The sequence below is a fragment of the uncultured Sphingomonas sp. genome (assembly GCF_913776855.1).
Lineage (GTDB): Bacteria > Pseudomonadota > Alphaproteobacteria > Sphingomonadales > Sphingomonadaceae > Sphingomonas.
This window is the reverse complement of record NZ_CAJYQD010000028.1, coordinates 56,142-80,705: the sequence shown is the minus strand read 5'-3', so window position 1 is coordinate 80,705 and position 24,564 is coordinate 56,142. Positions and strand designations below refer to the sequence as shown.

The window sequence follows — 24,564 nt, the reverse complement described above, 5'->3', positions numbered from 1 at the left end:
AAACGGGGGGCGTCAGGGTAGTTCACGCAAACGCCGCCGCGCCCTTCAGCTGTTGATATGCCGCGATCACCTTCTGCAGCGCCGCCTCATGGCTGCGATCGCCGCCGTTGCGGTCCGGATGGTACAGCCGCACCAGTTCCGAATAGCGTTTGCGCAAGCCCGTCCGGTCGACATCCACCGCCAGCCCCATGACCTTCAGCGCGGAGCGGTCCGCCGGGCTGAGCGGCCGGCCGTCCTGCCGCTCGGCCCGCGCCTCGCGCACCGTCCGGAACTTCGCGCCGATCGCGTCCAATGGATCGGCGAAGTCGGCCCAGGCCGGCCCCGGATCGGTCCCGGCGCGGGCAAAGGCGCGGGTCTCGCGCTCCCATCCGGCATAGGGCCGCTGCGCATCGTGGATTTCCTCCGCCGTCATGCCTGCGAAGTAATTATACCCGGCATTGAACGCGCGGATATGGTCGAGGCAGAACCAGCGATAGGCATTCGGCCGATCGCCGCCCTGCGGCGCGCCCTCCAGCGGCGGCGCGCGAAATTCGCCCGCTTCCGGACAACCCGGCACTTCGCAGGGGCGGCCATTCGCCTCCACCCGCCCGTGGAACCGGGCATTGGGACGATCCTTGGATAATCTCTCGCGCAGCCCGCGACTCCCTTTGGCAAAACGCGTTATATAGGGCGCATGACCGACACCGCTACCATACCCCTCGCCGACATGCCCCTTGTCGACCTGATCGCCGCCCGCCTGCGCGACGCCCTGTCCCCTGCACGGCTGACCGTCACCAACGACAGCCACCATCATGCCGGCCACATGGGCGATGACGGCACCGGCGAAACCCATTTCTCGGTCGACATCGTCGCCGATGCCTTCACCGGCCAGTCGCGCGTCGCGCGGCAGCGGCTGGTGAACCGCGCGCTGGCTGACCTGCTGGCAACCCGCATTCACGCACTGGCGATCCGCGCCCGCGCACCCGGAGAAGGCGATTGATCTACGACCTCTGGTACTGGCCGACCATCCAGGGACGCGGGGAATTCATCCGCCTGCCAATGGAGGCCGCCGGAATCGACTATCGCGACTGCGCCCGGCTGCAGGGCGTGGACGCGATGCGGCGCCATCTGGAACGCTCGCCGCGCGCGCCGTTCGCGCCGCCTTTCCTCGAACTGGACGGGATGCGCATCGCGCAGGTGGCCAATATCCTGCAATATCTGGGCGAGCGCCACGGCCTCGCCCTGTCCAGCATCCGCGACCGGCAATGGGCGAACCAGTGGCAGCTGACGATCGCCGACCTGGTGAGCGAGGTTCATGCCGTCCACCATCCGGTCGCGATCGGTAGCTATTACGCCGACCAGCGTCCTGAAGCCGCCCGCAACGCGGACCAGTTCCTGTGCGACCGCCTGCCGAAATATCTCCGCTATTTCGACAGGCTGATCGGCGAACATGACGGCGCATGGGCGATCGACCATCGCTGGACCTATGTCGACACCTCGCTGTTCCAGATCGTCGAGGGGCTGCGCTATGCCTTTCCCCGGCGGATGGCGACGCTGGAGGTCGAACTCCCCCGGCTGGTCGCGATCCGCGACCGCGTGGCCGACCTGCCCGGTATCGCCACCTATCTTGCCAGCGACCGCCGGATCGCCTTCAATACCGACGGCATCTTTCGCCACTATCCCGAACTGGACGCCGACTGATGGAAAATGACCGCTTCTTCCTTCAGACGATTCAACCGGTCACCCATGACCTGGGCGGGTTCAAGGTGCATCGCACCCTGCCGACCCGGACGCGGACCATGGTCGGCCCGTTCATCTTCTTCGACCAGATGGGGCCGGCCGAACTCGACCCCGGACAGGGGATCGACGTGCGCCCGCACCCGCATATCAACCTTGCCACCGTCACCTATCTGTTCGGCGGGGCGATCGACCATCGCGATTCGCTGGGCACCTTCGCCCGGATCGAACCCGGTGCGGTCAACCTGATGACGGCGGGCCACGGCATCGTCCATTCCGAACGTTCGCCCGCCGACGAACGCGCCGGCGGCCCGCTCCTGTCGGGTATCCAGACCTGGCTGGCGGTGCCCGAGGACAGGGAAGAGATGGACCCGGCGTTCGAACATGTCGAAGCCGACCGGCTGCCGGTCGTCTCGGCCAGCGGCGCGACTGCCCGCGTCGTCATGGGCGACCTGTGGGGCGTCTCTGCCCCCACCACCCAATATGCCGCGACGATCTATGCCGACATCGTGCTGGAGGCCGGCGGGGCGATCCCGATCGATGCGGGGGCGGACGAGCGCGCGCTCTACCTGACGCATGGCGATGCCGCGCTGGACGGCGTGCCGCTCGAACCGATGACGCTCTATGTCCTGCGTCCCGGCATCGCCGCCACGCTGCGGTCGTCGGGCGGCGGGCGCGTCATGCTGTGCGGCGGGGAGGCGTTCACCACCCCGCGCTTCGTCTGGTGGAACTTCGTGTCGTCCCGCCGCGATCGCATCGATCAGGCGAAGCGGGACTGGAAGGCGGGCAATTTCCCCACAGTGCCCGACGATTCGGAGGAATTCATCCCGATCCCGGAAATCCCCAAGACGGTGAGCTATCCATGAGCGATCTTCGCCGCATCGCGCTGTCGACCGGCGTGTCGCTCGACGTGGCGGTGGCGGGCGACCCCGCGCATCCGGCGATGATCTTCCTCCACGGCTTTCCCGAATCGCACCGGACATGGCGGCACCAGCTGGCGGAGTTCGCCCGCGACCATCATGTCGTCGCGCCGGACCAGCGCGGCTATGCCGGGTCGGACAAGCCGCCCGCAGTTGAAGACTACGCCCCGGCACGGGTCGTCGCCGACCTGCTCGCGCTGGCCGATGCGCTGGGCATCGACCGTTTCACGCTGGTCGGCCATGACTGGGGCGGGGCGATCGCATGGATGGCGGCACTCAACCATCCCGATCGGGTCGAACGGCTCATCATCCTCAACGCGCCGCATCCTTTGATCTTCCAGCGCTCGCTGTTCGACGACCCGGCCCAGCGCGCCGCGAGCCAATATATGACCCGCTTCCGCGACACGGCACTCGACAAGGGGCTGTTGGGTGCCGGCCTCGAACATTTCTTCGCGAACGGCTTTGCCCGGTTCGTCACCCGCGCCATCGCAGGCGAGGACAAGGCGGCGTATCTCGACGAATGGGGCAATCCCGGCGCGATGACCGCGATGCTCAACTGGTACCGCGCCTCGCCGATCATCGTCCCTGCCCCCGGCGAGACACCGGAGCGCCCCGCCTGGCTCGACGGCCCCTTCCCGCCGGTGACGCAGCCGACGCTGGTGATCTGGGGAGTGCAGGACCATGCGCTTCTGCCGGTGCAGCTGGAGGGGTTGGCGGCCTATGTCCCCGACCTGACGGTGGTCGAGGTGGCGGCGGGACATTTCGTGCCGTGGGAGGCACCGGAGGCGGTAAATGCCGCGATCCGGGGGTGGGTCGATAGCCGTCTTACCTGAGGTACCAGGCCTCCATGTGAAGCAATAGGGTATGCACCTCACCCCACCCACCCCGTTCGGTTCGAGCAGCTTCGAGCTTGTCGAGAAGCGTCCGTCGAGAACGCGGTTACTTGGGGCACCCCCTTCTCGACTACGGTTCTCGACAGGCTCGAACCTGCGCTCGAAGCAAACGGATGGAATGAGAGAGTAGAAGGGAGAAGTCTTAAACCCGAACCTGCTTCGCCACTGAATCGAGCAGCCCGTTCACGAACCCCTTTTCGCGCCGGTCGTAGAACGCATCGGCGACGTCCAGATATTCGCTGATGACCGCCGCCACCGGCACATCGGCCCGCGCCAGCAGTTCGTACGTCCCGGCACGCAAAATCTGCCGCATCGGCTTGTCCAGCCGCTCGATCGACCACCCGGACGACAGCTTGGTCGAAATCAGCGCGTCGATCTCTTCGCGGCGGGCATGGACGCCCTTCACCACATCGTCAAAGAAATGGACGTCGGCCTCGGCATATTCGACGTCTTCGATCGTCGCGCCCAACCGGTGCTGGTGAAATTCATGGAGCAGCGCCGGGATCGGCGTCGCTTCCATCTCATGCTGGTACAGCGCCTGGACGGCGGCCAACCGGGCGGCGGCGCGCGCCTGACGGGCACCGCGCGGACGGGAATTCTTGCTGGTCATAAGCGCCGCCCCATAGCGCCACCTTGGGGCGCAAGTCGAGGGGCCGCTTTCCTACACGCGCAAAGGCTGACAGGGTGCGACCGCTCTTTGCACCGTCCGATCCTGTCCGCGCCCCGATCCGCCCGATGCGCGAAATGCGCACGAGTGTGAACTTTGTGAACTTTGGCGCGAAAAGATCATCTCCGCGACCGCCGGAGCCGCTCCCGATCCGTACCCCGGCGAAGGCCGGGGTCCAGTCGGGGGACGCCGGCAACATACGGAAAAGCCTTGCCAACTGGACCCCGGCCTCCGCCGGGGTACGTCATGAAACGCACGGGAACGCCCCCGCCGCCAAATGCGTGCGAGCGTGAACTTCGTGAACTTGGGCCGCCCGATCCGGCTGCCCCTACAGCCGTATCGCGACCGACTTCGCATGTGCCGGCAGCCCCTCAGCCCCGGCCAGCGTCACCGCCGCCGGCCCGATCCGCGCCAGCGCGGCGGCGTCCAGCCCCAGGAAGCTGGTGCGCTTCATATAGTCCAGCACCGACAGACCCGACGCGAACCGCGCCCGCCGCCCGGTCGGCAGCACATGGTTCGGCCCCGCGACATAATCGCCGACCGCTTCCGGGGTATAGCGGCCGAGGAACACCGATCCGGCATGGCGCACCGCGCGGAACAACGGCTCGGGATCGCCGACCGCCAGCTCCAGATGCTCGGGCGCGAGCCGGTCGACCAGCGGCATCGCATCGCTGAGCGTCGGCACGATCACGATCGCCCCGTTCGCATCCCAGCTCGCCCGCGCCACCTGCCCGGTCGCCAGTTCCGCGATCTGGCGATCGACCGCCGCCGCCACCGCGTCGGCGAAGCCCGCATCGTCGGTGAACAGGATCGACTGGCTGGTCGGGTCGTGTTCGGCCTGGCTCAGCAGGTCGGCAGCGATCCACTCCGGATCGTTCTGCCCATCGGCGACGACCACGATTTCGGAAGGGCCGGCGACCATGTCGATGCCGACCACGCCGTACAGCTGCCGCTTGGCCTCGGCGACCCAGGCATTGCCGGGGCCGGTCACGACATCGACCGCCTTGATCCGGTCGGTGCCATAGGCGAGCGCGGCGACGGCCTGCGCCCCACCGATGCGCCACACCTCGTCTACCCCGGCCAGCGCGGCGGCGGCGAGGACCAGCGGGTTCACCTCGCCCTTGGGCGTCGGGGTCACCATCACGATCCGCTCGACCCCGGCGACCTTGGCCGGGACCACGTTCATCAGCACCGACGACGGATAGGCCGCCCGACCACCGGGGACATAGACTCCCGCCGCCGCGACCGCGCTCCACCGCGCGCCCAGCCGCACGCCATCGGCGTCCACCTCGTCGCGATCCTCGGGCCGCTGCCTGGCGTGGTACGCCGCGATCCGGTCATGCGCCAGTTCCAGCGCCGCACGCAGTTCGGGATCGAGGTCTGCCAGCGCCGCCTCGCAAGTCGCCCGCTCGATCCGCCATCCGGTCGCGTCCGGATCATGGCCGTCGAACTTCTCGGTGAAGGCGCGCACCGCGGCGTCGCCATCGTCGCGCACCGCGCGCAGGATCGCGGTCACATCGCGCGCCACGTCGCTGTCCGCCTCACGCCGCGCATCGACCAAGACGGCGAAGTCGGCGGCGAAGCCTCCCGCGCCCGCGTCCAGCCGGATCATGCCGCCACCGCCCGGCGGAACGCGTCGACCAGCGGCACGACCTGTTCCCGCGTCTTGAATGCCGCGCGATTGACGACCAGCCGCGACGTCACCTCGGCGATGGTTTCGACTTCCACCAAGCCATTCTCCTTCAGCGTGCGCCCCGACGACACCAGATCGACGATGCGCGGGGCGAGGCCCAGCACCGGGGCCAGTTCCATCGCGCCGTTCAGCTTGACGCACTCCGCCTGAACGCCCCGCGCGGCGAAGTGGCGCTGGGTCGTATGCGGATATTTGGTGGCGATGCGCACATGGCTCCACCCGCGCGGATCGTCGGTCGCGGCCATGCCCGCGGGTTCGGCGACCGAGATGCGGCAATGCCCGATCTTCAGGTCGACCGGGGCGTACAGCTCCGAATAGTCGAACTCGGCCAGCACGTCCGACCCGACGATGCCCAGCTGCGCCGCGCCATGCGCCACGAACGTCGCGACGTCGAACGCGCGCACCCGGATCAGGTCAATGTCCGCGCGGTCGGTCTTGAAGCGCAGCGCCCGGCTGTCGGGATCGCGAAACGCCGCTTCGGGCACGATACCGGCGCGCGCCAGCAGCGGCATGGCTTCGTCGAGGATGCGCCCCTTGGGCACGGCGATGATGATGGGATCGGTCATGGGCAGGCCGGGCTTTACTTGGGGTGCATCGCGGGCGCAACACGCGCCCCATGGCCGATGAACCGACGAATCGCGATGCCTTCCTTCAGCAGGCGGCGTTCTGCGCGGCGATGGATGCGCCCGTCACCGCACGGGTCTGCACCGCACTGGCGGAGGCGTTGACGCGGGACAGCGAAACCGGGTGGCGCACGCTCGACTGGCCGGGCGAACCGATCCCCGACGCGCTGCCGCTGCGGCTGGTCGGCGGCCTCCACGCGCTGGCCCGAACCGGCAGCGACCCGGCGCTAACCGCGCTGTTCGCCGGGCGGGGCGATGCCGTAGCGACTCTTCGACGCGTACTGGTCGACCACGACGCCGCGCTGCTACCGTGGCTCGACGGCCCGCCCCAGACCAGCGAACCGATGCGATCGGGCGTGCTGATGACCGGGCTGCTCGCGGTCGCCGCCGCGCACGGCCCGCGGGTCGAGCTGCTGGAGATCGGGTCGAGCGCCGGGCTGAACCTGCTGATCGACCGCTATCGCTTCGACCTGGGCGGGGTGCGTGTCGGGCCGGAGGACGCGGCCGTCACGATCCGCCCCGACTGGCGCGGGGCACCGCCGCCCGCCGTACCGGTGGCGATCCGGTCGGTACGCGGCGTCGACATCCAGCCGCTCGATGCCACCGATTTCACCGTCGCCACGCGCCTCGCCGGCTATATCTGGGCCGATCAGCCGGAGCGGCAAGCGCGTCTGTCCGCCGCGATCGCGATGCAGCGGGCGCGACCGGTCGATCTGGTACAGGGCGATGCGGTCGACTGGCTCCGCGATCGCCTCGCCGAACCGCAGGCGAAAGGCACTACCCGCGTGCTGCTGCATTCGGTCGTCTGGCAATATCTGGGCGATGCCCGCCGCGGCGCGATCACCGCGATGATGGACGACGCCGCCGCCCGTGCCACGCCCGACCGTCCGCTCGCCTGGGTCCGGATGGAGCCGGATCGGGTGCTGCAACGCCAGGAACTGCACGTCCAGCATTGGCCGGGCCAGCCCGAACCCCGGATGCTCGCCACCGCCCACGCCCATGGCGCGTGGATCGAGGCGACGTGACCGAAGCCGACTTTATCGCCGCACTGCGCCGCCTGCCGCTGCATCCCGGCGCGCACGGCCTGACCGACGATGCCGCGCATCTCGGCGACCTCGTGCTGACCAAGGACATGATCGTCGCGGGCGTGCATTTCCTTGCCAGCGACCCGCCCGCCGACGTGGCGTGGAAGCTGGTCGCGACCAACCTGTCCGACCTCGCGGCCAAGGGTGCCGTGCCTCTGGGGGTCATGCTCGGCTACCCGATCGGCGACGACGATTGGGACCGCGCCTTCCTGACCGGCCTCGACGCCGTGCTGCGTGCGTTCGACTGTCCGCTGCTGGGCGGCGACACGGTGAGGGTGCCGCCGCAAGCCCCCCGTATCCTCTCGCTGACCGCGCTCGGCCGCAGCACCGATGCGCCCCGCCGGGACGGCGCGCGCCCTGGGGATAGCCTGTGGATAACTGGTACCATCGGCGACGCCGGCGCGGGCCTCGCCATCGCGCAGGGAGCCGCCGGACCGGCCCCGCTGCTCGCCCGCTATCGCCGTCCGACGCCGCGGCTGGCGGAGGGACGGGCGCTCGCCCGCCATGTCCATGCGATGATGGACGTGTCCGACGGCCTGCTGATCGACGCCGGTCGCATGGCGACGGCCAGCGGGCTGGGGGTGGAGGTCGACCTGGCCCGCGTGCCGCTGTCGAACGATCTGCAGGCGTTCGGTCACGACGCACTGACGGCGGCCACGGCCGGCGACGATTACGAGCTGCTGTTCGCCTGCGACGGCGAACCGCCAGTTGCCGCGACCCGCATCGGCCGGTTCGTAGCGGGAGAAGGCCTGACGCTGCTCGACGACGGCCACCCCATCCCCCTGCCCGAACGCCTCGGCTACCAGCACTAGATCTTCCCCGGCACGGGGAGGGGGACCAGCCGCAGGCTGGTGGAGGGGGGGGTGTCCGCCTACGGAACCGTCGCATTGCGCGGTGAACCCCCTCCACCACCGCTTCGCGGCGGTCCCCCTCCCCGTGCCGGGGAGGACCGTAATATCCCTTGCACCCCTCGCCCATCGGCATAAGCTGCCCCCTATCAAGGGCATTGACCCGACGAGACAGCCGGGCGGCTCCGTTCAGGAGGGGTTTGCGGATGACGATCGTCTATGTGGCCATCGCGTGTGCGGCGCTGGCCGTACTCTATGGCATCTTTACCGCCATGCAGGTGCTGCGCGCGCCTGCGGGCGACGCCCGGATGCAGGACATTGCCGCCGCCATCCAGGAAGGGGCCAAGGCGTATCTGGGCCGCCAGTACCGCACCATCGCCATCGTCGGCGTGATCGTCGCCATCATCCTGTTCCCTACCCTCGGCCCACTGTCGACGGTCGGCTTCGTCATCGGCGCGGTGCTGTCGGGCGTCGCGGGCTATGCCGGGATGGAGATTTCGGTCCGCGCCAACGTCCGCACCGCCGAAGCCGCGCGCGGGTCGCTGCAGGGCGGCCTGACCATGGCGTTCCGGTCGGGCGCGATCACGGGGATGCTGGTCGCGGGCCTCGGCCTGTTCGCGATCGCCGGCATCTTCTGGTACCTCGTCGCCATCGCCGGCCATGGTCCGGGCGACCGCGAGGTGGTCGAGGCGCTTACTGCACTCGCCTTCGGCGCGTCGCTCATTTCGATCTTCGCGCGGCTGGGCGGCGGCATCTTTACCAAGGCGGCGGATGTCGGCGCCGATCTGGTGGGCAAGGTCGAGGCGGGCATCCCCGAGGACGACCCCCGCAACCCCGCCGTCATCGCCGATAACGTCGGCGACAATGTCGGCGACTGCGCCGGCATGGCTGCCGACCTGTTCGAAACCTATGTCGTGACCATCGGCCTGACCATGGTGTCGATCGCGCTGCTGGTACAGGCACCGCCCGCCGAGTTGTTGCGGCTGATGGCGCTGCCGCTCATCGTCGGCGGAGTGTGCATCGTCACCTCCATCCTCGGCACCTACATGGTCCGGTTGGGGCGCGGCCAGTCGATCATGGGTGCGCTGTACAAGGGGTTCTGGACGACCGCGCTGCTGGCCGTCCCCGCCATCTGGTTCGCCGCCAGCTGGGCGCTGGGCGACCTGAACGCGGTCATCGGCGGCGCGGGCTTCCTCGATCCCGGCGGCGACACGCTGACCGTCGATGGGGCGCTGGGCGCACAAGCCCCGGTCGCGGGGCAGAGCTTTACCGGCATGGACCTGTTCTGGTGCATGATGATCGGCCTCGGCGTCACTGCCGCGCTGGTGTGGATCACCGAATATTACACCGGCACCGCCTATCGCCCGGTCAAGTCGATCGCGCGGGCCAGCGTCACCGGCCACGGCACCAACGTCATCCAGGGGCTGGCGATCAGCCTCGAATCCACCGCGCTGCCGACGCTGGTCATCGTCGTCGCGGTGATCGCGTCGTACCAGCTCGCCGGGATCATCGGCGTCGCCTTTGCCGCGACCGCCTTGCTCGCGCTGGCCGGGATGGTCGTGGCATTGGACGCCTATGGCCCGGTCACCGACAATGCCGGCGGCATCGCCGAAATGGCGAACCTGCCCGACGAGGTCCGCCACCGCACCGACGCGCTGGATGCCGTCGGCAACACGACCAAGGCGGTGACGAAGGGCTATGCGATCGGCTCCGCCGCGCTCGCGGCGCTCGTCCTGTTCGGCGCGTACACCACCGATCTGAAGCTATTCTTCCCCGAGCTGACCGTCGATTTCTCGCTGTCCAACCCGTACGTCATCGTCGGCCTGCTGCTCGGCGCGCTGCTCCCCTACCTCTTCGGCGCGTTCGGCATGACGGCGGTCGGCCGCGCGGCGGGATCGGTGGTGGAGGATGTCCGCGCGCAGTTCGCCGCCGACCCCGGCATCATGGCCGGCACCAGCCGCCCGCAATATGGCCGCACCGTCGATATCGTGACCCGCGCCGCGATCCGCGAGATGATCGTGCCGTCGCTGCTCCCCGTCCTCTCACCCGTCGCGGTCTATTACATCGTGAAATGGGTCGCCGGTCAGGCACAGGGCTTTGCGGCACTCGGCGCGATGCTGCTCGGCGTCATCGTCTCCGGCCTGTTCGTCGCGATTTCGATGACCAGCGGCGGCGGCGCATGGGACAATGCCAAGAAATATATCGAGGACGGCAATCACGGCGGCAAGGGTAGCGAGGCGCACAAGGCCGCCGTCACCGGCGATACGGTCGGCGATCCGTACAAGGACACCGCTGGGCCGGCCGTCAACCCGATGATAAAGATCACCAACATCGTCGCGCTGCTGCTCCTCGCGGCACTCGCCGGCGGGGGTGCGGGCTGACGATTGGCGATTGCGCCCCGCCGCCCGCGCGCTACCATCGTGCCTGAACGGCGGGGGCTTTTCGATTCAGGACGGACGCGCACCGCCGGGGGGCGGCGGTGCGTACCGCCCGGCCCCGCCGCACAGGGGGATCGGAATGCGGCTGTTGCCATGGATCGGATTGACGCTTGCCACCGCCCTGCCGGCGCAGTCCCCGCCGCCGGTTACCGCCGTCGACCCGTCGTCGCCCGTGCCGATCACCGCCTTTGCCGAACTGCCGCTGCTCGAATCGCCCAGCCTGTCACCCGACGGCACGCGCCTGCTGGCCAAGGGCGCGGTGAACGGAAAGCAGGTCCTGCTGCTCACCTCGCTGGTCGACGCCACGCAGCGCCACACCATGGGCGCGCCCGAGAATACCGACATCAACTGGTGGCGCTGGGTCAATGACGACTGGATCGTGATCGGCCTTGGCGCGCAACAGGATTATTTCGGCCAGGAAATCTACGTCACCCGCGTGCTGGCGATCAGCACCGACCTGAAGACCACGCGCCGGCTCGACTGGACCAAGTCGGGCGTTCGCGCCGACGATGTGCTGTGGGTCGCGCATGATGGCACTCCGCGCATCCTGTTGTCGAAACAGACCGGCATCGAAACCGAAGCGGACTTCGACCCGTCGGTGTTCGAGATCGACGTATCGACCGGCAAGTCGCGCCGCGTGGCGGAGGGACGCCCCAACGTTCGTACCTGGTATGCCGATGGCGAAGGACAGGTGCGCGCTGCCTATCAATATGACGACGCCACGCGGACGTCTGCGCTCCTCTACCGCGCGAACAACCGGGAAGCCTTTCGCCCGATCGCCCGGCGCGCGCGCAAGGACGAGGACGGGATGACCATCCCGCTGACCTTCCGCGCCGACGGCACGACCGCGGTCGCCTATGACGACGAAGGCGGCTTTACCGCGCTGTACGAAGTATCGCTGCCCGACCTGAAACTGGGCAGGAAACTCTATGCCCTCGACGGCTATGACATCGACGGGATCGTCGACAATACGCAGGAAAACGACGTGATCGGCGTCTCCGTTACCGGTCAATATGGCAAGTCGGTGTGGATCGACGACCACCTGAAGCAATTGCAGCAGGCGATCGACGGATCGGTCGGCGATCGGCGCGCCCGCATAGTGTCGTGGAACCGGGCGCAAACCCGCTTCCTGATCGAAGTCGCTACCCCGTCGCAGCCCGGCGGGCTGTATTTCTGGGACACCGGCAATGCGAAGATGACCCGGCTCGCCTGGAACAGCACCAGCCTGCAGAGCCGCCGCCTCTCACCGGTCAGCACCATCCGCTACACCGCGCGCGACGGCCTGTCGGTCGAAGCGGTGCTGACCATGCCGCGCCACCGGCTGGGCCAGAAGAACCTGCCGCTGATCGTCCTGCCGCATGGCGGCCCGTCCGCCCGCGACAGCGAGGGGTGGGACTGGTGGACGCAATATCTGGCGGAGATCGGCTATGTCGTGATCCAGCCCAATTATCGCGGATCGTCGGGCTATGGCACCGCTTTCGCCAAGAAGGGCGCGGGCGAATGGGGCCTGAAGATGCAGGACGACCTGAACGACGCGGTCACCCATCTGGCGAAACAGGGCATCGCCGATCCGAAACGGGTGTGCATGGTCGGCGCGTCCTATGGCGGCTATGCCGCGATGCGCGCGGCGCAGCGCGATGGCAAGCTGTACCGCTGCGCGATCAGCTATGCCGGCGTATCCGACCTCGCGGCGCTGCGCCGCTATGACAGCCAGTTCCTGAACGGCCGTACCATCGGCGACTGGCTGAAGACGCAAGCCCCCGATTTCCAACTGATTTCGCCCCGCTTCCATGCCGGCGATTTTTCGACGCCCATCCTGCTGATGCATGGCAAGGTCGACAAGCGCGTCCCCGTCGCGCAGTCGCGCACGCTTGCCGCAGAACTGAAGCGCGCCGGCAAGCCGCATCGCTATGTCGAACAGCCGCTGGGCGACCATTTCTTCTCGCGCAGCGAAGACCGGCTGCAATTCCTCACCGAAATGACCGCGTTCCTCAAGGAGCATAACCCGTCATGAAAGTGGGAGTGGAGCCGTTCGTCCTGAGTAGCCATTGAGCCTGTCGAAATGGCGTATCGAAGGACCGTTGGTATCAGGTCCTTCGATACGGGTCTTCGACTTCGCTCAGCCACTACTCAGCACGGACGGGTGGTGGATGTGCTACCCTTGCCCTCCCCTTCTCCATTCCCTATCTCTTGCCGACAGCATCGACCGGCCGTGCCAGCCACGGGTCCGGTCGTTCGTGCTTTCCTTTTTATCGTTTAGCGCCTATGGGAACCCGCCCGGTTGCCGGTGCGCCATAATCTCATGAGGTATTTGTTTGGCGAAGGAAGAACTTCTCGAAATGCGCGGCCAGGTGGTCGAACTGCTGCCCAACGCGATGTTCCGCGTCCGGCTCGAGAATGATCACGAAATCCTGGGGCACACCGCCGGCAAGATGCGCAAGAACCGCATCCGCGTGCTGGTCGGCGACGAAGTTCTCGTCGAACTCACCCCCTATGACCTGACCAAGGGTCGCATCACCTACCGCTTCAAGTAAGCGGTCCGCGCATGTCCGGACCCGCGGCGATGCGCCTGATCCTTGCCTCGACCTCGCCGCGTCGCCGCGACCTGCTGGCGCGGATCGGCGCGGTGCCGGATCGCGTCGAAGCGCCCGACATCGACGAAACCCCGCTAAAGGGCGAACTCCCGCGCCCCTATGCGCTACGCCTTGCCGAGGCGAAGGCGCGCGCGATCGGGCCGCAGGACGGCGCCGTCGTACTGGCCGGCGACACGACCATCGCGCTCGGTCGCCGCATCCTGCCCCCTGCCACGACCGAGGATGTGCAGCGCGAATTGCTGGGGCTGCTGTCCGGCCGCCGCCACCACTGCCTGTCCGCCGTCTGCGTGCTGATGCCCGATGGCACCGCACGCACCCGCATCGCCGACACCATCGTCGCCTTCAAGCGGCTGGAGCCGCGCGAGATCGACGCCTATGTCGCGTGCGGCGAAGGGTTGGGGAAGGCCGGCGGCTATGCGATCCAGGGCCGGGCAGAGGCGTTCGTCCGCTTCCTGTCGGGCAGCCATTCGGGTGTGATCGGCTTGCCGCTGTTCGACACGCGCGCGTTGCTCGAAACCGCCGGCGTCCCGCTTGGCTGACTGGATCGTCGAGTGCGGCATCGGCGAAATCCGCGCCGCGCGTATCGTCGACGACGAAATCGTCGAGGCGCGGATCGAACCCGACGACGCGCTCCGTGCCGGCACAATCCTGTCCGCCCGGCTCGTCCGGCGCATCCCGGTACGCAACGAGGGCATCGTCGCCTGGGATGGGGGCGAAGCGCTGCTCCACCCCCTCCCCCGCGCCGTGACCGAAGGCGCGATGCTGCTGGTCGAGATCATGCGGCCCGCCACCCCCGAACCCGGCAAGCCCAAGCGCGCCCGTGCCCGTCCCGCGCTACCCAACGCCACCCCGCGCGATGGCCCTTCGCTCGCCGGCCTTCCCGATGCCCGCATCGTCGGCCCGTTCGACCGCGATCTGCTGGGCGAGGCCGGCTGGCCGCTGCTGATCGAGGAAGCGACCACCGGACAGGTCGCCTTTCCCGGCGGTGCGCTGACCATCGCGCTGACGCCGGCCATGACGTTGATCGACATCGATGGCGAACTGGCCCCGGCCGAACTGGCGGTGGCCGGCACGCGTGCGGCGGCGCACGCCATCGCCCGGCTCGACCTTGCCGGATCGATCGGCATCGACCTGCCGACCGTCGGCGACAAGGGCGTGCGCCTCGCCGCCGCCGAAGCGGTCGACCAAGTCCTCCCGCAACCCTTCGAGCGCACTGCCGTCAACGGCTTCGGCTTTCTCCAGATCGTGCGCCGCCGCTCGCGGGCGTCGCTGCCCGAACTGTTCGCGCAGGTTCCCGCCCATGCCCGCGCGCTGCTGCGACAGGCGGAGCGGGACCGGGGCAGCGGCGAACGGACGCTCACCGCGCATCCCGCCATCATCGCCGCGATCGTCGCCCGTCCCGACTGGACCACGGCGGTCGAGCGGACGCTGGGCGCCACACTCGCCTTGCGGGGCGACCCCGGCCTCGCCATATCGGCCGGGCATGTCCAGGCCCGCTTCCCGTAACAACTGCCCGCTGTGTTCCGCCCCGACGGACGCCGCCTTCCGTCCCTTTTGCAGCCGTGGCTGTCGCGACCGCGACATGCTGCACTGGATGGGGGAAGGCTATCGCATTCCCGGACCATTGGCGTCGTCGGACGAAAATCTCCAAACCGGGCTGGACAGCGACGATTCGCCCCGCTAACAGGCCGGCTCCCCCGGACATCCGGGTGTGCCCGGATAGCTCAGTTGGTAGAGCATGCGACTGAAAATCGCAGTGTCGGCGGTTCGAATCCGTCTCCGGGCACCATCTACTTCCCATCGCTGAACCGACACGCCGGCCCCGCGAACAGGCTCAGCGCGCCGCGACCGATTCGAACCAGACCATTTCGGTGCGCCACCCGCGCTCGCCGGCCAGCGTCGCCACCTTGTCGCGCCAATCGCTGCCCCGGCTGCCGAGCGGCGGGGCCAGCACCGCCGGTTCGAACGGCCCCTTGCCGGTGACCAGCAACAGCCCCGACCATCCGGCATGGTCCAGGTCGATCTGCAACCGATACCGGTCGTTGCCCAAATCCTTGATCGGCAGTTCATCGCGCGATGCGCGCAGCGTGGCGGCAAAGGCGGCACGATCGGCGATCAGCATCTCGATCCGCCCCGACGGCGCGATGCCCAGCAGCGCGAAGTCGAGCGACGGATCGCCGATGTCGATGCGGATGACCGCGTTCGCCGCCTGGCGACCGGCATAGGCAAAGCCGTCCGGCTGCGTCCGCATCTCGAACCGGCGCTGCGGCACGCTCAACCGATTGGGTCCGGTCGCCCGGATCTGGCGATAGGCATCGAGCGCGGCACAACCCGCCGGGGTGATCAGCGCGACATCGGCGAAATCCATCTTGCGGGCGGCAATGCCCCGGCTGCGCAGCGCCTCGCCGATTTCGCGCTGTGCCTGTGCCGGATCGCCCGCCACGCCGGTCAATGCGACATCGATCCCGCCGCCCGCCGGCTGCAGGTCGGTGATGCTGAGCCAGGTACAACCAACGGAAGGCAACGCCGTGTCGATCGCCGATCGCGCATCCTGCGCCGCATCACCCTGTACCGCAGGGCGGGCGCCGGACGCCGGCCGGTCGTCGCTCCGCCGCCCGGTCAGGAACAGCGCCACCGCCACGACGATCGCGACCAGCGCCGCCGCCCCTGCCCCCCAGCGCCATCGGCGCGGCAGGCCGGACGACACCACGCCCGGCACCTCCGCCGTATCGAGCGCTGCCAGCACCGCGTCCATGTCGCGCAGCCGCTGCGCCGGGTCCGGCCGCACCATCCGTTCGACCACGCCGCGCAGCGGCAGCGGCACGGCGGACAGGTCCAGCCCGGCACGTCGTTTGTCGACCGCATCGACCAACGTACCCCCCAGCCCCAGATCGGCCCCGCGCGCGACCGCCAGGATCAACAGCCCCAGGCTGTAGACATCGGTCCACGGCCCCAGCGCCCGGTCGAAATCGCCCAGCTGTTCGGGTGCGACATAGCCGAGCTTGCCGGCGAACCCGTCGCCGACGATCGTCGCGGTACCGGGGTCGAGGTCCTTGGCGATGCCGAAATCGATCAGTTTGGCACGGCGCAACTCGCCCCCGCCCAGAAGAACATTGTCCGGCGCCACGTCGCGATGGATCGCGCCCAGCCGGTGCGCCGCCGCCAGTCCCGATGCCAGCCGTCGCAACAACCCGCCCAGCGCCACCGCATCGGGCTGTAGCGTCGACAGCATGTCCGACAGGCTCGTCCCGTCGATATATTCGGTGACGATGTAGAGGACGCCCAGTTCCGGCTCCATGGCCAGCACGCGATACTGCACCACCGCCTCATGATGCAGTCGGGTCAGCGTCTGCGCCTCGCGCTTGAACAGCGTGATGACGTTCGGATCGGCGGCCAGCGCCGGCAGCATCACCTTGATCGCGACACGTTCGTCGGTGGCAAGGTTCGCGCCCTCGAACACCTCGCCCATGCCGCCCCGCGCCAGGAAGCGGCGCACGACGAACATGTGGTTCAGCACGTCGCCCGGCTGGATATGGGCGCTGCGCTGAGTCGCCGTGCCGCCGACAGGTTCGAACACGGTGCGATCCGCGTCGCCGTCGCCCGGCTGGAACACGGTGCGGTCGTCGTCGTCCTCTCCGGTCATGCGACGCCCCGCCCCAGCGACAGCGCGGTCGCTTCCTCGACCGCGACCAGCACGACCGTCACGTTATCGGGCGCCCCCCCGGCCAGCGCGCCGGCGACCAGTCGGTCGAGCGCCGCCTGCCGGTCGGGCATCGCCATGACGGCCGCGATCGTCGCCTCGTCGGTGGTCGCAGTGAGCCCGTCGCTGCACAGCAGGAACAGGTCGCCCGGCAGCGCATCGTCGGTGACGACATCGACCTCCAGCCGCGCACCGACGCCGACTGCCCGCGCCAGCACATGGCCGCGGGGATGGTCGCGCGCCTGTTCGGGTGAGATCAGCCCGCGATCGACCATCTCCTGCACCTGGCTATGGTCGCGGGTCAGCGGGTGCAGCACCCCGTCGCGCAGCACATAGGCGCGGCTGTCGCCGACCCAGATCGCCGAGAAGCACCCGTTCTGCACCAGCAACGCGACGACGGTCGATCCCATTTGCTGCGTACGCCGCTGCGCCTCGCCCCAGATACGCCGGTTCGCACTGTGAACCGCATCCGCCACAGTGCGGGTCGCGTCATGGAAATCGGCGGGCAGGGCGACCGCTTCCAGCGCCTGCACCACTGCGTTCGACGCCCAGTCGCCATGGGCATGGCCGCCCATGCCATCGGCCACCGCCCATAGCCCCAGATCGGGGCGCGCGCAGAAGCGGTCCTCGTTGATCCGGCGCTTGAGGCCCGGATGGGTCGCGGCGACCCCGCGCGCACGGACCGCACCGCTCATGCCAGCATCCCGGCGATCAGTTCGACCGGACGCGCGCCATCCAGCGTGCGCTCCGCCCCGAACCACCGCGCCACCGGTTCGCAAGGGGGTGCCCCCACCGCCGACAACCGATCCGCATCCCAACCTTCGGTGATCGCGGCATAGAGCAGTTCCTCACACGCGGCGGAATCATGCTGCGCGCCATCGGTCAGCAGCAACAACGGAAAGCGTCGCCCCACCGCATCCTGCGACGCGGCGACCGCGCCGGCCACCCCCTTCCCTTCGGCGCGCCACGGCGGCGCTACATCGAAGCGGTCGGCGAAATCGTCCGGATACCGCGCCCGCCCAGCCTCCATCGCCGCCGCCAGCCAGTCGTCCAGCTTCCCTCGCGTCGGCGCATCCATGCCGCGTGCGACGAAATCGCCATGCGCGGGCAGCTTGCCGAACACCCATGCGGTCATAGCGCCCTCGGGCAGCGGAACGACCACAGCCCGGCGCGGCTGAACGGGTTGCGCTTCGTCGGCAGCGCGATGGCCAGCGAGCTGCGCGCCGCGCCGTCGCCGAACCCGGCCTCGATCTGTTGCTCACCGGCATTACGCTTCTCCGCCCGGTCCATCAGCCGGAACAGCGCCCATGGCCCTTCCGCCTCGATCCGCGCGATCTCGGGTCCCGGCGGCGCATCGCCCCCGGCAGGCGCGGCATTGGGCGCGGCGGGGCCATAGAGAATCAGCGACGCCTCGGGCAGGCCGCCATTGGCCGACCAGAGCAGCGGACGCGGTTGGTTACTGGTCGGGGTGAAGCGATAGCGCGTACCGCCGCTCGACAGCTCGACCGTTCCGACGCCCTGCCCGAACCGCGCCACCGCCACCTTGATCGGCAGCCCGCCGGCCATCAGGTCGCGCAGTTCGGCGCTACGGGCAAACGCCTCGGGTGTCGCGGGGTTGAGCGCCGCGGCCACCGGATCGCCGTCGCGCCAGCGCCATACCGGACCGCCGGTATCAATCATCTTCGCCAGCCGCTGCTGCACGAAGGAATCGATCACCCCGCCCATCCCGAACACGCGCAGCGTTTCAGCCATCGGCGCGTCCGGGGCATTTGCGAAGAAAGGGTAGTGCTCCTGGGCAACCCCCTGACAGGCTGGAAGGACGCTCTCGGCATAGGCATCGGTCACCGCACCGCTTGCCGCGCCGATCTGCGCCGCCGCACCGCCCCCTGCGGCTGCATTGACGAAGGATTGCAGCTGGGGCGGAGCCTGCGCCGCCGATGCCTTCACCGTGGCGAGCGCGGTCGCCATCGCCGCCTGGGTCGTGTCCGACCCGCCGCCGCCACCGACCGATTGCGCCGCGATCACCGCCTGCCCCGCCGCCTTGATCCCGCCGATGAACTCGTCGACCGGCGCCGATCCGCGCCCGTCGCCGACATATTCGTGCAGGGTGGCGAAATAGGCGGTGATCTCGTCCCCCGCGTCGATCCCGCTGGCACGGTCACGCCCGATCTCGTTGGCGACCCGGCCCAGACGCGACCGGTTCATGCCATAGCGGCCGGCGCGCGCCAGCCCGGCCTGCACCCCGCCGGTGAAGATCGTGTTCTTGCGCAGTTCGAGCAGCAGACGCTTCACGGGCGACGGGCTCTTGGTCAGCGCGCCGAACGCGGCGGGGTCGCGGAAATAGGCGCCGGGCTTCATCGCGGCGATGATCCCGTCCCATGCGGCGATATAGTCCTTGGCATACAGCCCGGCGACGCCGGGGCGGACGTTCGACAATTCCTCGCCGACGCCGGCTTCCCCAGCGCCGCCCAGCACCCACAGGTCGCGCTTCAGATCCTGCTGCACCGTCGCGAGGCCGGGCAGATACGCCTTCTCATAGCCTGCGCGGGTGAAGAAATACGGGATGCGATAGGCCGCGACCGCATCCGGATTGGCGAACGCCAGCACATCGCCTTGCGACAGGATGTTCGCCGCCTCCCATGCCGGACCCGCCGACGCCGCCTTTTGCCGCATCACCGCATAGGCGCGATCGGCAAGGCTGAGCGTCTGTACCGCCGCGCGCGCTGAGGCGACGAGGCCAGCGTCGAGCGGCGGGCGGCGATTGGGCCACACCGACGCCATGTCGCGGTCCTCCAGCAGCGCGTCGAGATGCCGCGTCAGCGAAGTGCGCTCCGCCTGGCTGTCGGCACCGGGATACAGCTCGCCCGCCCAGTCGGCGGTGACCCATGCCTTGACCGCCTTCGCATCCATCGGCCCCTGCTGGCCGAGCATCAGATAGACTTTGAGCGGTTCGTACAGCCGCATCGGATCGCGTCCGTCGGCACGCATCACCGCCTCCAGCCGCAGCAACAGGCGCGGCAGCAGGATGCGGCGCAGCGCGACGCGGTAGCTTTCCTCCGCCTGCTGGCTCAGACTCGACTGGTACAGCCCGAACGTCATCATCAGCGGCGGCCCACCGGCGCGGCGTTCGGCATAGCCGCGCGGCAGGTTGCGCAGCGTGTCGAGCGCGGGCAGCGCCGCGCGCAGATCGGCATCGTCCTCGCGGACCTGCACCAGATCGACACCCGCCTCGCGCAGCTGGTTCTCGGCCAGTTGCGCGCGTGCCGCCAGCTGGTTCTGGAAGGCGCGGTTGCGGGCATAGCTGATGCCCCATGCGGTCAGTACCAAAGCCGTCGCGATCCCGATCGCCGCCAGCGCCGCGATCAACCGCGCCCGGTGCCGGGTGCGCGCGCGCAGGTCGGTCGACCCCAGCCCGGCTTCGGGGAACATCACCTCGGTCAGCAGCCGGTTGAGGAAATAGGCGCGGCTGCGCGTCTCCATCCCTCCCGCAGGCGTTTCGTACACATCGCCCATGGCGGCGAGGATGCGGTCGAGCGGCGCGCCTTCCTGTACGCCGCTGGTCAGGTAGAAGCCGCGCAGTTGTGCGGGCGCATCGTCGCCGGCAACGAACGCGCCCTCGGCAAAGCGCATCAATCGCGTGCGCAGGCTCCGCAACTGCGCCGGAAAGCCCAGCATCATGCCGCGCCGGCGCTGGTCGACCTCCTCGAACAGCCGTCGGGCCTGCCGGTCCGCGATCGCCTGCGCCGACACGTCGAACGCCTGTGCCAGCGCCTCGGCGCTCGGACGACCATCGGCATAGGGCAAGGTTGCGCCGAACACCGCACGCCGCCCCTCGACGTCCAGATCGTCGAAATAGGTGTCGAACCCGGCCAGCAGATCGGCCTTGGTCACGACCAGATAGACCGGGACCGCCGTTTCCAGCGTCCGGCGCAGTTCGACCAGCCGCCGCCGCACCGCGCTCGCATGGGCGTCGATCGCCGCACAGTCGCTGCCGACCAGAGTATCGACACCGATCGCGACGATGATGCCGTTGATCGGTTGCGCCGGGCGGTGGCGTTTGAGGAGGCCGAGAAACGCGCTCCATCCCGCCGCATCGACGGTCGCGTCCGAATCCTGCGTGGTATAGCGCCCGGCGGTATCGACCAGCACCGCTTCGTCGGCGAACCAGAAGTCGAGGTTGCGGGTGCCACCCAAGCCCTTCGCCGCCTGTTCGACGAACGGAAAGCGCAGCCCCGAATGGAGCAACGCCGTCGTCTTGCCCGCGCCCGGCGGGCCGATGATGACATACCAGGGGCGGCTGTAGAGATAGTCGCGGCGATTGCCCGATGCGCTGCGCAGCTTGGCCAGCGCGTCGCCTATGCGGCTGCCGAGCGCCTTGCTCTCTTCCTCCGCCGCGTCGGGGCCGGCCAGTTCCTTGGCAATCGCATCGGACCGTTTCTTGGCGCGCCACCGCCGCCATCCCCACCATGCGCCCCACAGCAGCGCGATGCCGACGACGAACGCGATCCGCACGCTCCACGGCCGGAAAAAGGCGAATAATAGCGGCAGCGCGAACAGGACGATCAGCGCCAGCACCAGCGCCGACAGCAGCGTCACTGCGTACCAGTTGGTGAAGAACCGCCGCATCACTGGCGCCTCGGCACGATGATCTCGACCCGGCGGTTCTGCGACTTGCCCTCGGGCGTATCGTTCGATGCGATCGGCACGCTTTCCCCCAGCCCCTTGGTCGTCACGCGCGACGGGTCGGACAGGTCGTCGCGGATCAGCCGCCCGACCGTTTCGGCCCGCGCCTCCGACAGCGCCATATTGTCGGGGAAGCGCACGGTCGCCACGCGGTCGTTATCGGCATGACCCTCGATCAGCACCGATCCCTTTTCCCCCTCGATCGCGCGACCGATGCGGTGGAACAGCGTCTCGCGGCCCGGCTCCAGTTCGTCCGAACCGGATTCGAACAGCTGCCCGACGGTGGTGCGCACCCGCACCGTCTGCGCATCCTCCTCGACGGTCACCAGCCCTTCGCGGATTTCGGGTTCGAGGAATTTGGCGAGGCGCGATGCCTGTTCGCTGCGCGCCGCCGTCATCGCTTCGGCCGGACGCGACAGGGTCAGGCGACTGTCGGGGTTGAGCGCCGCCAGCCGGTCGGTCGGCAGGTCGCCGCTCGACGCCAGCATCAGCCGCAGCACGGCATAGGCCAGAACCAGCAGCGCCAGCGCACCCGCCGCCGCAAGCGCGAGGATATTCATCCCGATCCGTGCCGGCGGCGCCTTTTCGCCGCGCCAGTTGGGGACCAGTTCGACCTGCGACAGCGCGCGGACATGCGGCAGCGCGCCGTACAGCCGCGTCATGATCTCCTGCAACCGCCGCCGCCCATCGGGCATCACGCGGAACCGCCCCTCGAACCCGGCGGCGAGGCACGCATGGAACAGCTCGATCAGGTCGAGATTGTCGCTGGGCGTGCGCAGCATGTCGTCGACCAGCTGCCAGAAGCGGTCGCCGCCGATATTTTCGTGGAAGAACTGCACGACCATCGACCGGCGCGCCCATTCGGCGCCATCGGTGCCGATGCCGGGCAGGTTCTGCGCGATATCGTCGGCGGTGGCGCAGACGGCATATTTGGCGCGCTGGCGCTTTTCCTCCGGATAGTGCGGTGCGATCGCGCGCTCGAACGTCGCGATCGCCTTGGCACATTCGCGGTGGAATTCGGGCATCGGCATCCGCACCCGCCCGGCGCGCACCGCCGCCAGCAGCGCCAGCACCGGTTCGGCCTCCGCCAGCATGATGTTGCGCACCTTGGGCGGGGTGGCTGGCAGCGGCACGTCGTCATCGGCCAGCCGCGAAGGCGCAAGGCTCCCCCCGCCCGGCGCATGGCCGGTCCGCGACAGGGGCGGCGGCGCGCCATAGCCCGCACCCGACGCCGCATTCTGTCGCAGCCCCTGCAATGGCGACGGCCGGAAGACCGTCTTGTCGCCCTCGTCGCCGTCTTCGGTCACCGCGCGCTCCGCTTCACGCACCATAGTTCGAGCTTCAGCCCCGGCCAGTCACCCGCGACATGCAGCCCCAGCGCCGTCGCCTGCTGGAACTCGGCCCAGTCGGGAACACCGCGATCCAGCTCGAAATAGACGAAGCCCGGCAGCACGCGCAGCTGCGGCGGCGGCGTAGGCGTGTGGCGCAGCGGGACGCCGGGCAGCGCGGAATCGACGATCTGCCGCATCCGCTGCACCGCGCCGATCTTCGCGACCGAGGGGAACAGCCCGCGAATTTCCTCGACCGGCGCGGCGGCCGATACCGCGAGGTAGAAATAGCCGGTCTGGTACAGCGCGTGATCGGTGATCCGCGACACATACGCCCCCGGCCCCGCCTGATCGAGCGGCAGTTGCACCGCCGAGCGTTCGAACACCGCTGACAGCATCGATTGCAGCAGGTCGAACACCGGATCGAAACATTGCTGCGGATCGACATGGTCGTAGCGCGGCAGCGGCGGCGCGCGGCGTTCGGGACGGATCAGCGTCGCGAGTTCGCCCGCCATCGATACCAGCGCCTCGAACAGCCGTTCGGGATGCACCATCGGCAGATGCTGGAGATGGTCGAGCACCGGCAGCCAGCGGTTGAGCGCCTGCAACAGCAGGAACCCGGCAAAGGTGTCCGACCCGCCATCGGTCGCCTCGACCGCGCGGAGTGCCAGCTCGCCCGCCCGCTGTCCGGCGCGGCCGGCAATGTCCGACAGGCCGCCGCGCAACCGCGCCGCCGCCGCGATGTCCAAGGTCGCCGGGATGTACCGGTCGTCGAGCATCACCCGCTTGTTCTGCACCTCGCGCACTTTCGCGAGGCCCAGCGTCACCCGGCCATAGGTCTGGTCGCGGGTGACGCCGAAGCGGAGATTGGGGCGGGCGAGGCCGACCGGCTCGCTGGTCCGGTCGCTCGAAAAACTGTCGGCAACCTCGGCATCGTCTACCAGGAAGCGGGCGTCGAGGCTGTCGCTGTCCGCCTCGCGAAACTGCGTCGCGCCGGCCTGCGCGACCGGCAGCGTGAGCGAGATGAGCGCATCGCGGGCGTCGGTCGGGATGTCGAGCGGCGGCGGCGGCGGGATGTCGTCGGGGATGGCGAAGGGGGTGCCGTCGGGCAGGATGCCGGTCGCACGGGTCACCGCGAACTTGCCGAGCGTCGCCACATCCTCGTCGATGACCAGTTCGGTCAGCCCCCATGGCCAGGGGCGGATCGAGGCGATGCGTGCGTTCAGCTGCGCTTCGGCATGGCGGTCCTGCGCCTGAAAATGCTGCGGCCGCAGGAACATACCCTCGGACCACGCCACCCGGTTCTTCACCAACCTCTCCCCCCTCTTGGCCGAAAACACCGCGCCGGAGCCAAGTTCATGCCAGATCGTTTCGCC

General features: G+C 68.9%; 22 protein-coding genes and 1 tRNA gene. 13 read left to right on the top strand and 10 right to left on the bottom strand.

The genetic code is table 11. The annotated features are described in order from the left end of the window. Nucleotides 1–22 precede the first annotated feature (22 nt). Entirely contained in the window at nt 23–583 is a 561-nt protein-coding gene (locus tag QZ755_RS07365) for a J domain-containing protein (protein ID WP_294321383.1), read from the bottom strand. 90 nt (nt 584–673) lie between these two features. Between QZ755_RS07365 and QZ755_RS07360 the strand changes: the two genes are divergently transcribed. Genes QZ755_RS07360 through QZ755_RS07345 form a run of 4 tightly spaced genes read left to right on the top strand, consistent with a single transcriptional unit; the run spans nt 674 to nt 3,469 of the window. Beyond that, entirely contained in the window at nt 674–979 is a 306-nt protein-coding gene (locus QZ755_RS07360; protein ID WP_294321380.1) for a BolA family protein, read from the top strand. Continuing rightward, complete coding sequence (locus QZ755_RS07355; protein ID WP_294321377.1) at nt 976–1,680, top strand: glutathione S-transferase; 705 nt, start codon at nt 976–978, stop codon at nt 1,678–1,680. Before QZ755_RS07360 ends, QZ755_RS07355 begins: the two co-directional genes overlap by 4 nt. Beyond that, nucleotides 1,680–2,582, top strand: coding sequence for a pirin family protein (locus QZ755_RS07350; protein WP_294321375.1), 903 nt, complete (start codon nt 1,680–1,682; stop codon nt 2,580–2,582). Before QZ755_RS07355 ends, QZ755_RS07350 begins: the two co-directional genes overlap by 1 nt. Then, nucleotides 2,579–3,469, top strand: a complete 891-nt coding sequence (locus QZ755_RS07345) for an alpha/beta hydrolase (protein ID WP_294321372.1) — start codon at nt 2,579–2,581, stop codon at nt 3,467–3,469. The genes QZ755_RS07350 and QZ755_RS07345 overlap by 4 nt, the downstream gene beginning before the upstream one ends. 202 nt (nt 3,470–3,671) lie before the next feature. Here the strand turns inward: QZ755_RS07345 and nusB are convergent, their stop codons facing one another. The 3 genes from nusB to hisG all read right to left on the bottom strand — a co-directional run bounded on the left by nusB (nt 3,672) and on the right by hisG (nt 6,455). Continuing rightward, nucleotides 3,672–4,139, bottom strand: coding sequence for a transcription antitermination factor NusB (gene nusB, locus QZ755_RS07340; protein ID WP_294321370.1), 468 nt, complete (start codon nt 4,137–4,139; stop codon nt 3,672–3,674). 385 nt (nt 4,140–4,524) lie between these two features. Beyond that, complete coding sequence (gene hisD / locus QZ755_RS07335; RefSeq protein ID WP_294321368.1) at nt 4,525–5,808, bottom strand: histidinol dehydrogenase; 1,284 nt, start codon at nt 5,806–5,808, stop codon at nt 4,525–4,527. Then, the gene (hisG, locus tag QZ755_RS07330) at nt 5,805–6,455 is read right to left on the bottom strand and encodes an ATP phosphoribosyltransferase (protein ID WP_294321365.1); all 651 of its coding nucleotides are present in this window, start codon (nt 6,453–6,455) and stop codon (nt 5,805–5,807) included. The genes hisD and hisG overlap by 4 nt, the downstream gene beginning before the upstream one ends. A 50-nt stretch (nt 6,456–6,505) precedes the next feature. On the opposite strand from hisG, the gene QZ755_RS07325 reads away from it, so the two are divergent. The 9 genes from QZ755_RS07325 (at nt 6,506) to QZ755_RS07285 (ending at nt 15,266) form a co-directional block, all read left to right on the top strand. Further along, complete coding sequence (locus tag QZ755_RS07325) at nt 6,506–7,537, top strand: DUF2332 domain-containing protein (RefSeq protein WP_294321362.1); 1,032 nt, start codon at nt 6,506–6,508, stop codon at nt 7,535–7,537. After that, complete coding sequence (gene thiL, locus QZ755_RS07320; protein WP_294321359.1) at nt 7,534–8,409, top strand: thiamine-phosphate kinase; 876 nt, start codon at nt 7,534–7,536, stop codon at nt 8,407–8,409. Before QZ755_RS07325 ends, thiL begins: the two co-directional genes overlap by 4 nt. A gap of 242 nt (nt 8,410–8,651) precedes the next feature. Continuing rightward, a complete protein-coding gene (locus QZ755_RS07315) occupies nt 8,652–10,826 on the top strand; it encodes a sodium-translocating pyrophosphatase (protein ID WP_294321356.1) in 2,175 nt (724 codons plus the stop codon). 136 nt (nt 10,827–10,962) lie between these two features. Beyond that, nucleotides 10,963–12,897 carry a S9 family peptidase gene (locus QZ755_RS07310; protein WP_294321353.1) on the top strand — a complete coding sequence of 645 codons (1,935 nt, stop codon included), beginning with the start codon at nt 10,963–10,965 and terminating at the stop codon, nt 12,895–12,897. Between the two features lie 301 nt (nt 12,898–13,198). Then, nucleotides 13,199–13,417 carry a translation initiation factor IF-1 gene (gene infA / locus QZ755_RS07305; RefSeq protein WP_003049127.1) on the top strand — a complete coding sequence of 73 codons (219 nt, stop codon included), beginning with the start codon at nt 13,199–13,201 and terminating at the stop codon, nt 13,415–13,417. A gap of 29 nt (nt 13,418–13,446) precedes the next feature. Next, entirely contained in the window at nt 13,447–14,016 is a 570-nt protein-coding gene (locus QZ755_RS07300; protein WP_294321471.1) for a nucleoside triphosphate pyrophosphatase, read from the top strand. Then, nucleotides 14,009–14,983, top strand: coding sequence for a ribonuclease (locus tag QZ755_RS07295; protein ID WP_294321351.1), 975 nt, complete (start codon nt 14,009–14,011; stop codon nt 14,981–14,983). Before QZ755_RS07300 ends, QZ755_RS07295 begins: the two co-directional genes overlap by 8 nt. Then, the gene (gene yacG, locus QZ755_RS07290) at nt 14,961–15,161 is read left to right on the top strand and encodes a DNA gyrase inhibitor YacG (protein ID WP_294321348.1); all 201 of its coding nucleotides are present in this window, start codon (nt 14,961–14,963) and stop codon (nt 15,159–15,161) included. The genes QZ755_RS07295 and yacG overlap by 23 nt, the downstream gene beginning before the upstream one ends. Nucleotides 15,162–15,190: 29 nt before the next feature. Then, nucleotides 15,191–15,266, top strand: a tRNA-Phe gene (locus QZ755_RS07285). Between the two features lie 45 nt (nt 15,267–15,311). Here QZ755_RS07285 and QZ755_RS07280 read toward each other — a convergent pair. From QZ755_RS07280 to tssK, 6 genes are read right to left on the bottom strand one after another with little or no spacing between them, the layout of a single operon-like run. Next, nucleotides 15,312–17,120, bottom strand: a complete 1,809-nt coding sequence (locus QZ755_RS07280; RefSeq protein ID WP_294321343.1) for a serine/threonine-protein kinase — start codon at nt 17,118–17,120, stop codon at nt 15,312–15,314. Next, nucleotides 17,117–17,872, bottom strand: a complete 756-nt coding sequence (locus QZ755_RS07275; protein WP_294321339.1) for a protein phosphatase 2C domain-containing protein — start codon at nt 17,870–17,872, stop codon at nt 17,117–17,119. Before QZ755_RS07275 ends, QZ755_RS07280 begins: the two co-directional genes overlap by 4 nt. Next, nucleotides 17,869–18,312: a type VI secretion system-associated protein TagF gene (gene tagF, locus QZ755_RS07270; protein ID WP_294321334.1), complete on the bottom strand. Its 444-nt coding sequence runs from the start codon at nt 18,310–18,312 to the stop codon at nt 17,869–17,871. The genes QZ755_RS07275 and tagF overlap by 4 nt, the downstream gene beginning before the upstream one ends. Next, nucleotides 18,309–21,803 carry a type VI secretion system membrane subunit TssM gene (gene tssM / locus QZ755_RS07265; protein ID WP_294321331.1) on the bottom strand — a complete coding sequence of 1,165 codons (3,495 nt, stop codon included), beginning with the start codon at nt 21,801–21,803 and terminating at the stop codon, nt 18,309–18,311. The genes tagF and tssM overlap by 4 nt, the downstream gene beginning before the upstream one ends. Continuing rightward, a complete protein-coding gene (tssL, locus tag QZ755_RS07260; RefSeq protein ID WP_294321329.1) occupies nt 21,803–23,191 on the bottom strand; it encodes a type VI secretion system protein TssL, long form in 1,389 nt (462 codons plus the stop codon). The genes tssM and tssL overlap by 1 nt, the downstream gene beginning before the upstream one ends. After that, nucleotides 23,164–24,498, bottom strand: a complete 1,335-nt coding sequence (gene tssK / locus QZ755_RS07255; RefSeq protein ID WP_294321327.1) for a type VI secretion system baseplate subunit TssK — start codon at nt 24,496–24,498, stop codon at nt 23,164–23,166. Before tssK ends, tssL begins: the two co-directional genes overlap by 28 nt. Between the last annotated feature and the right edge of the window lie 66 nt (nt 24,499–24,564).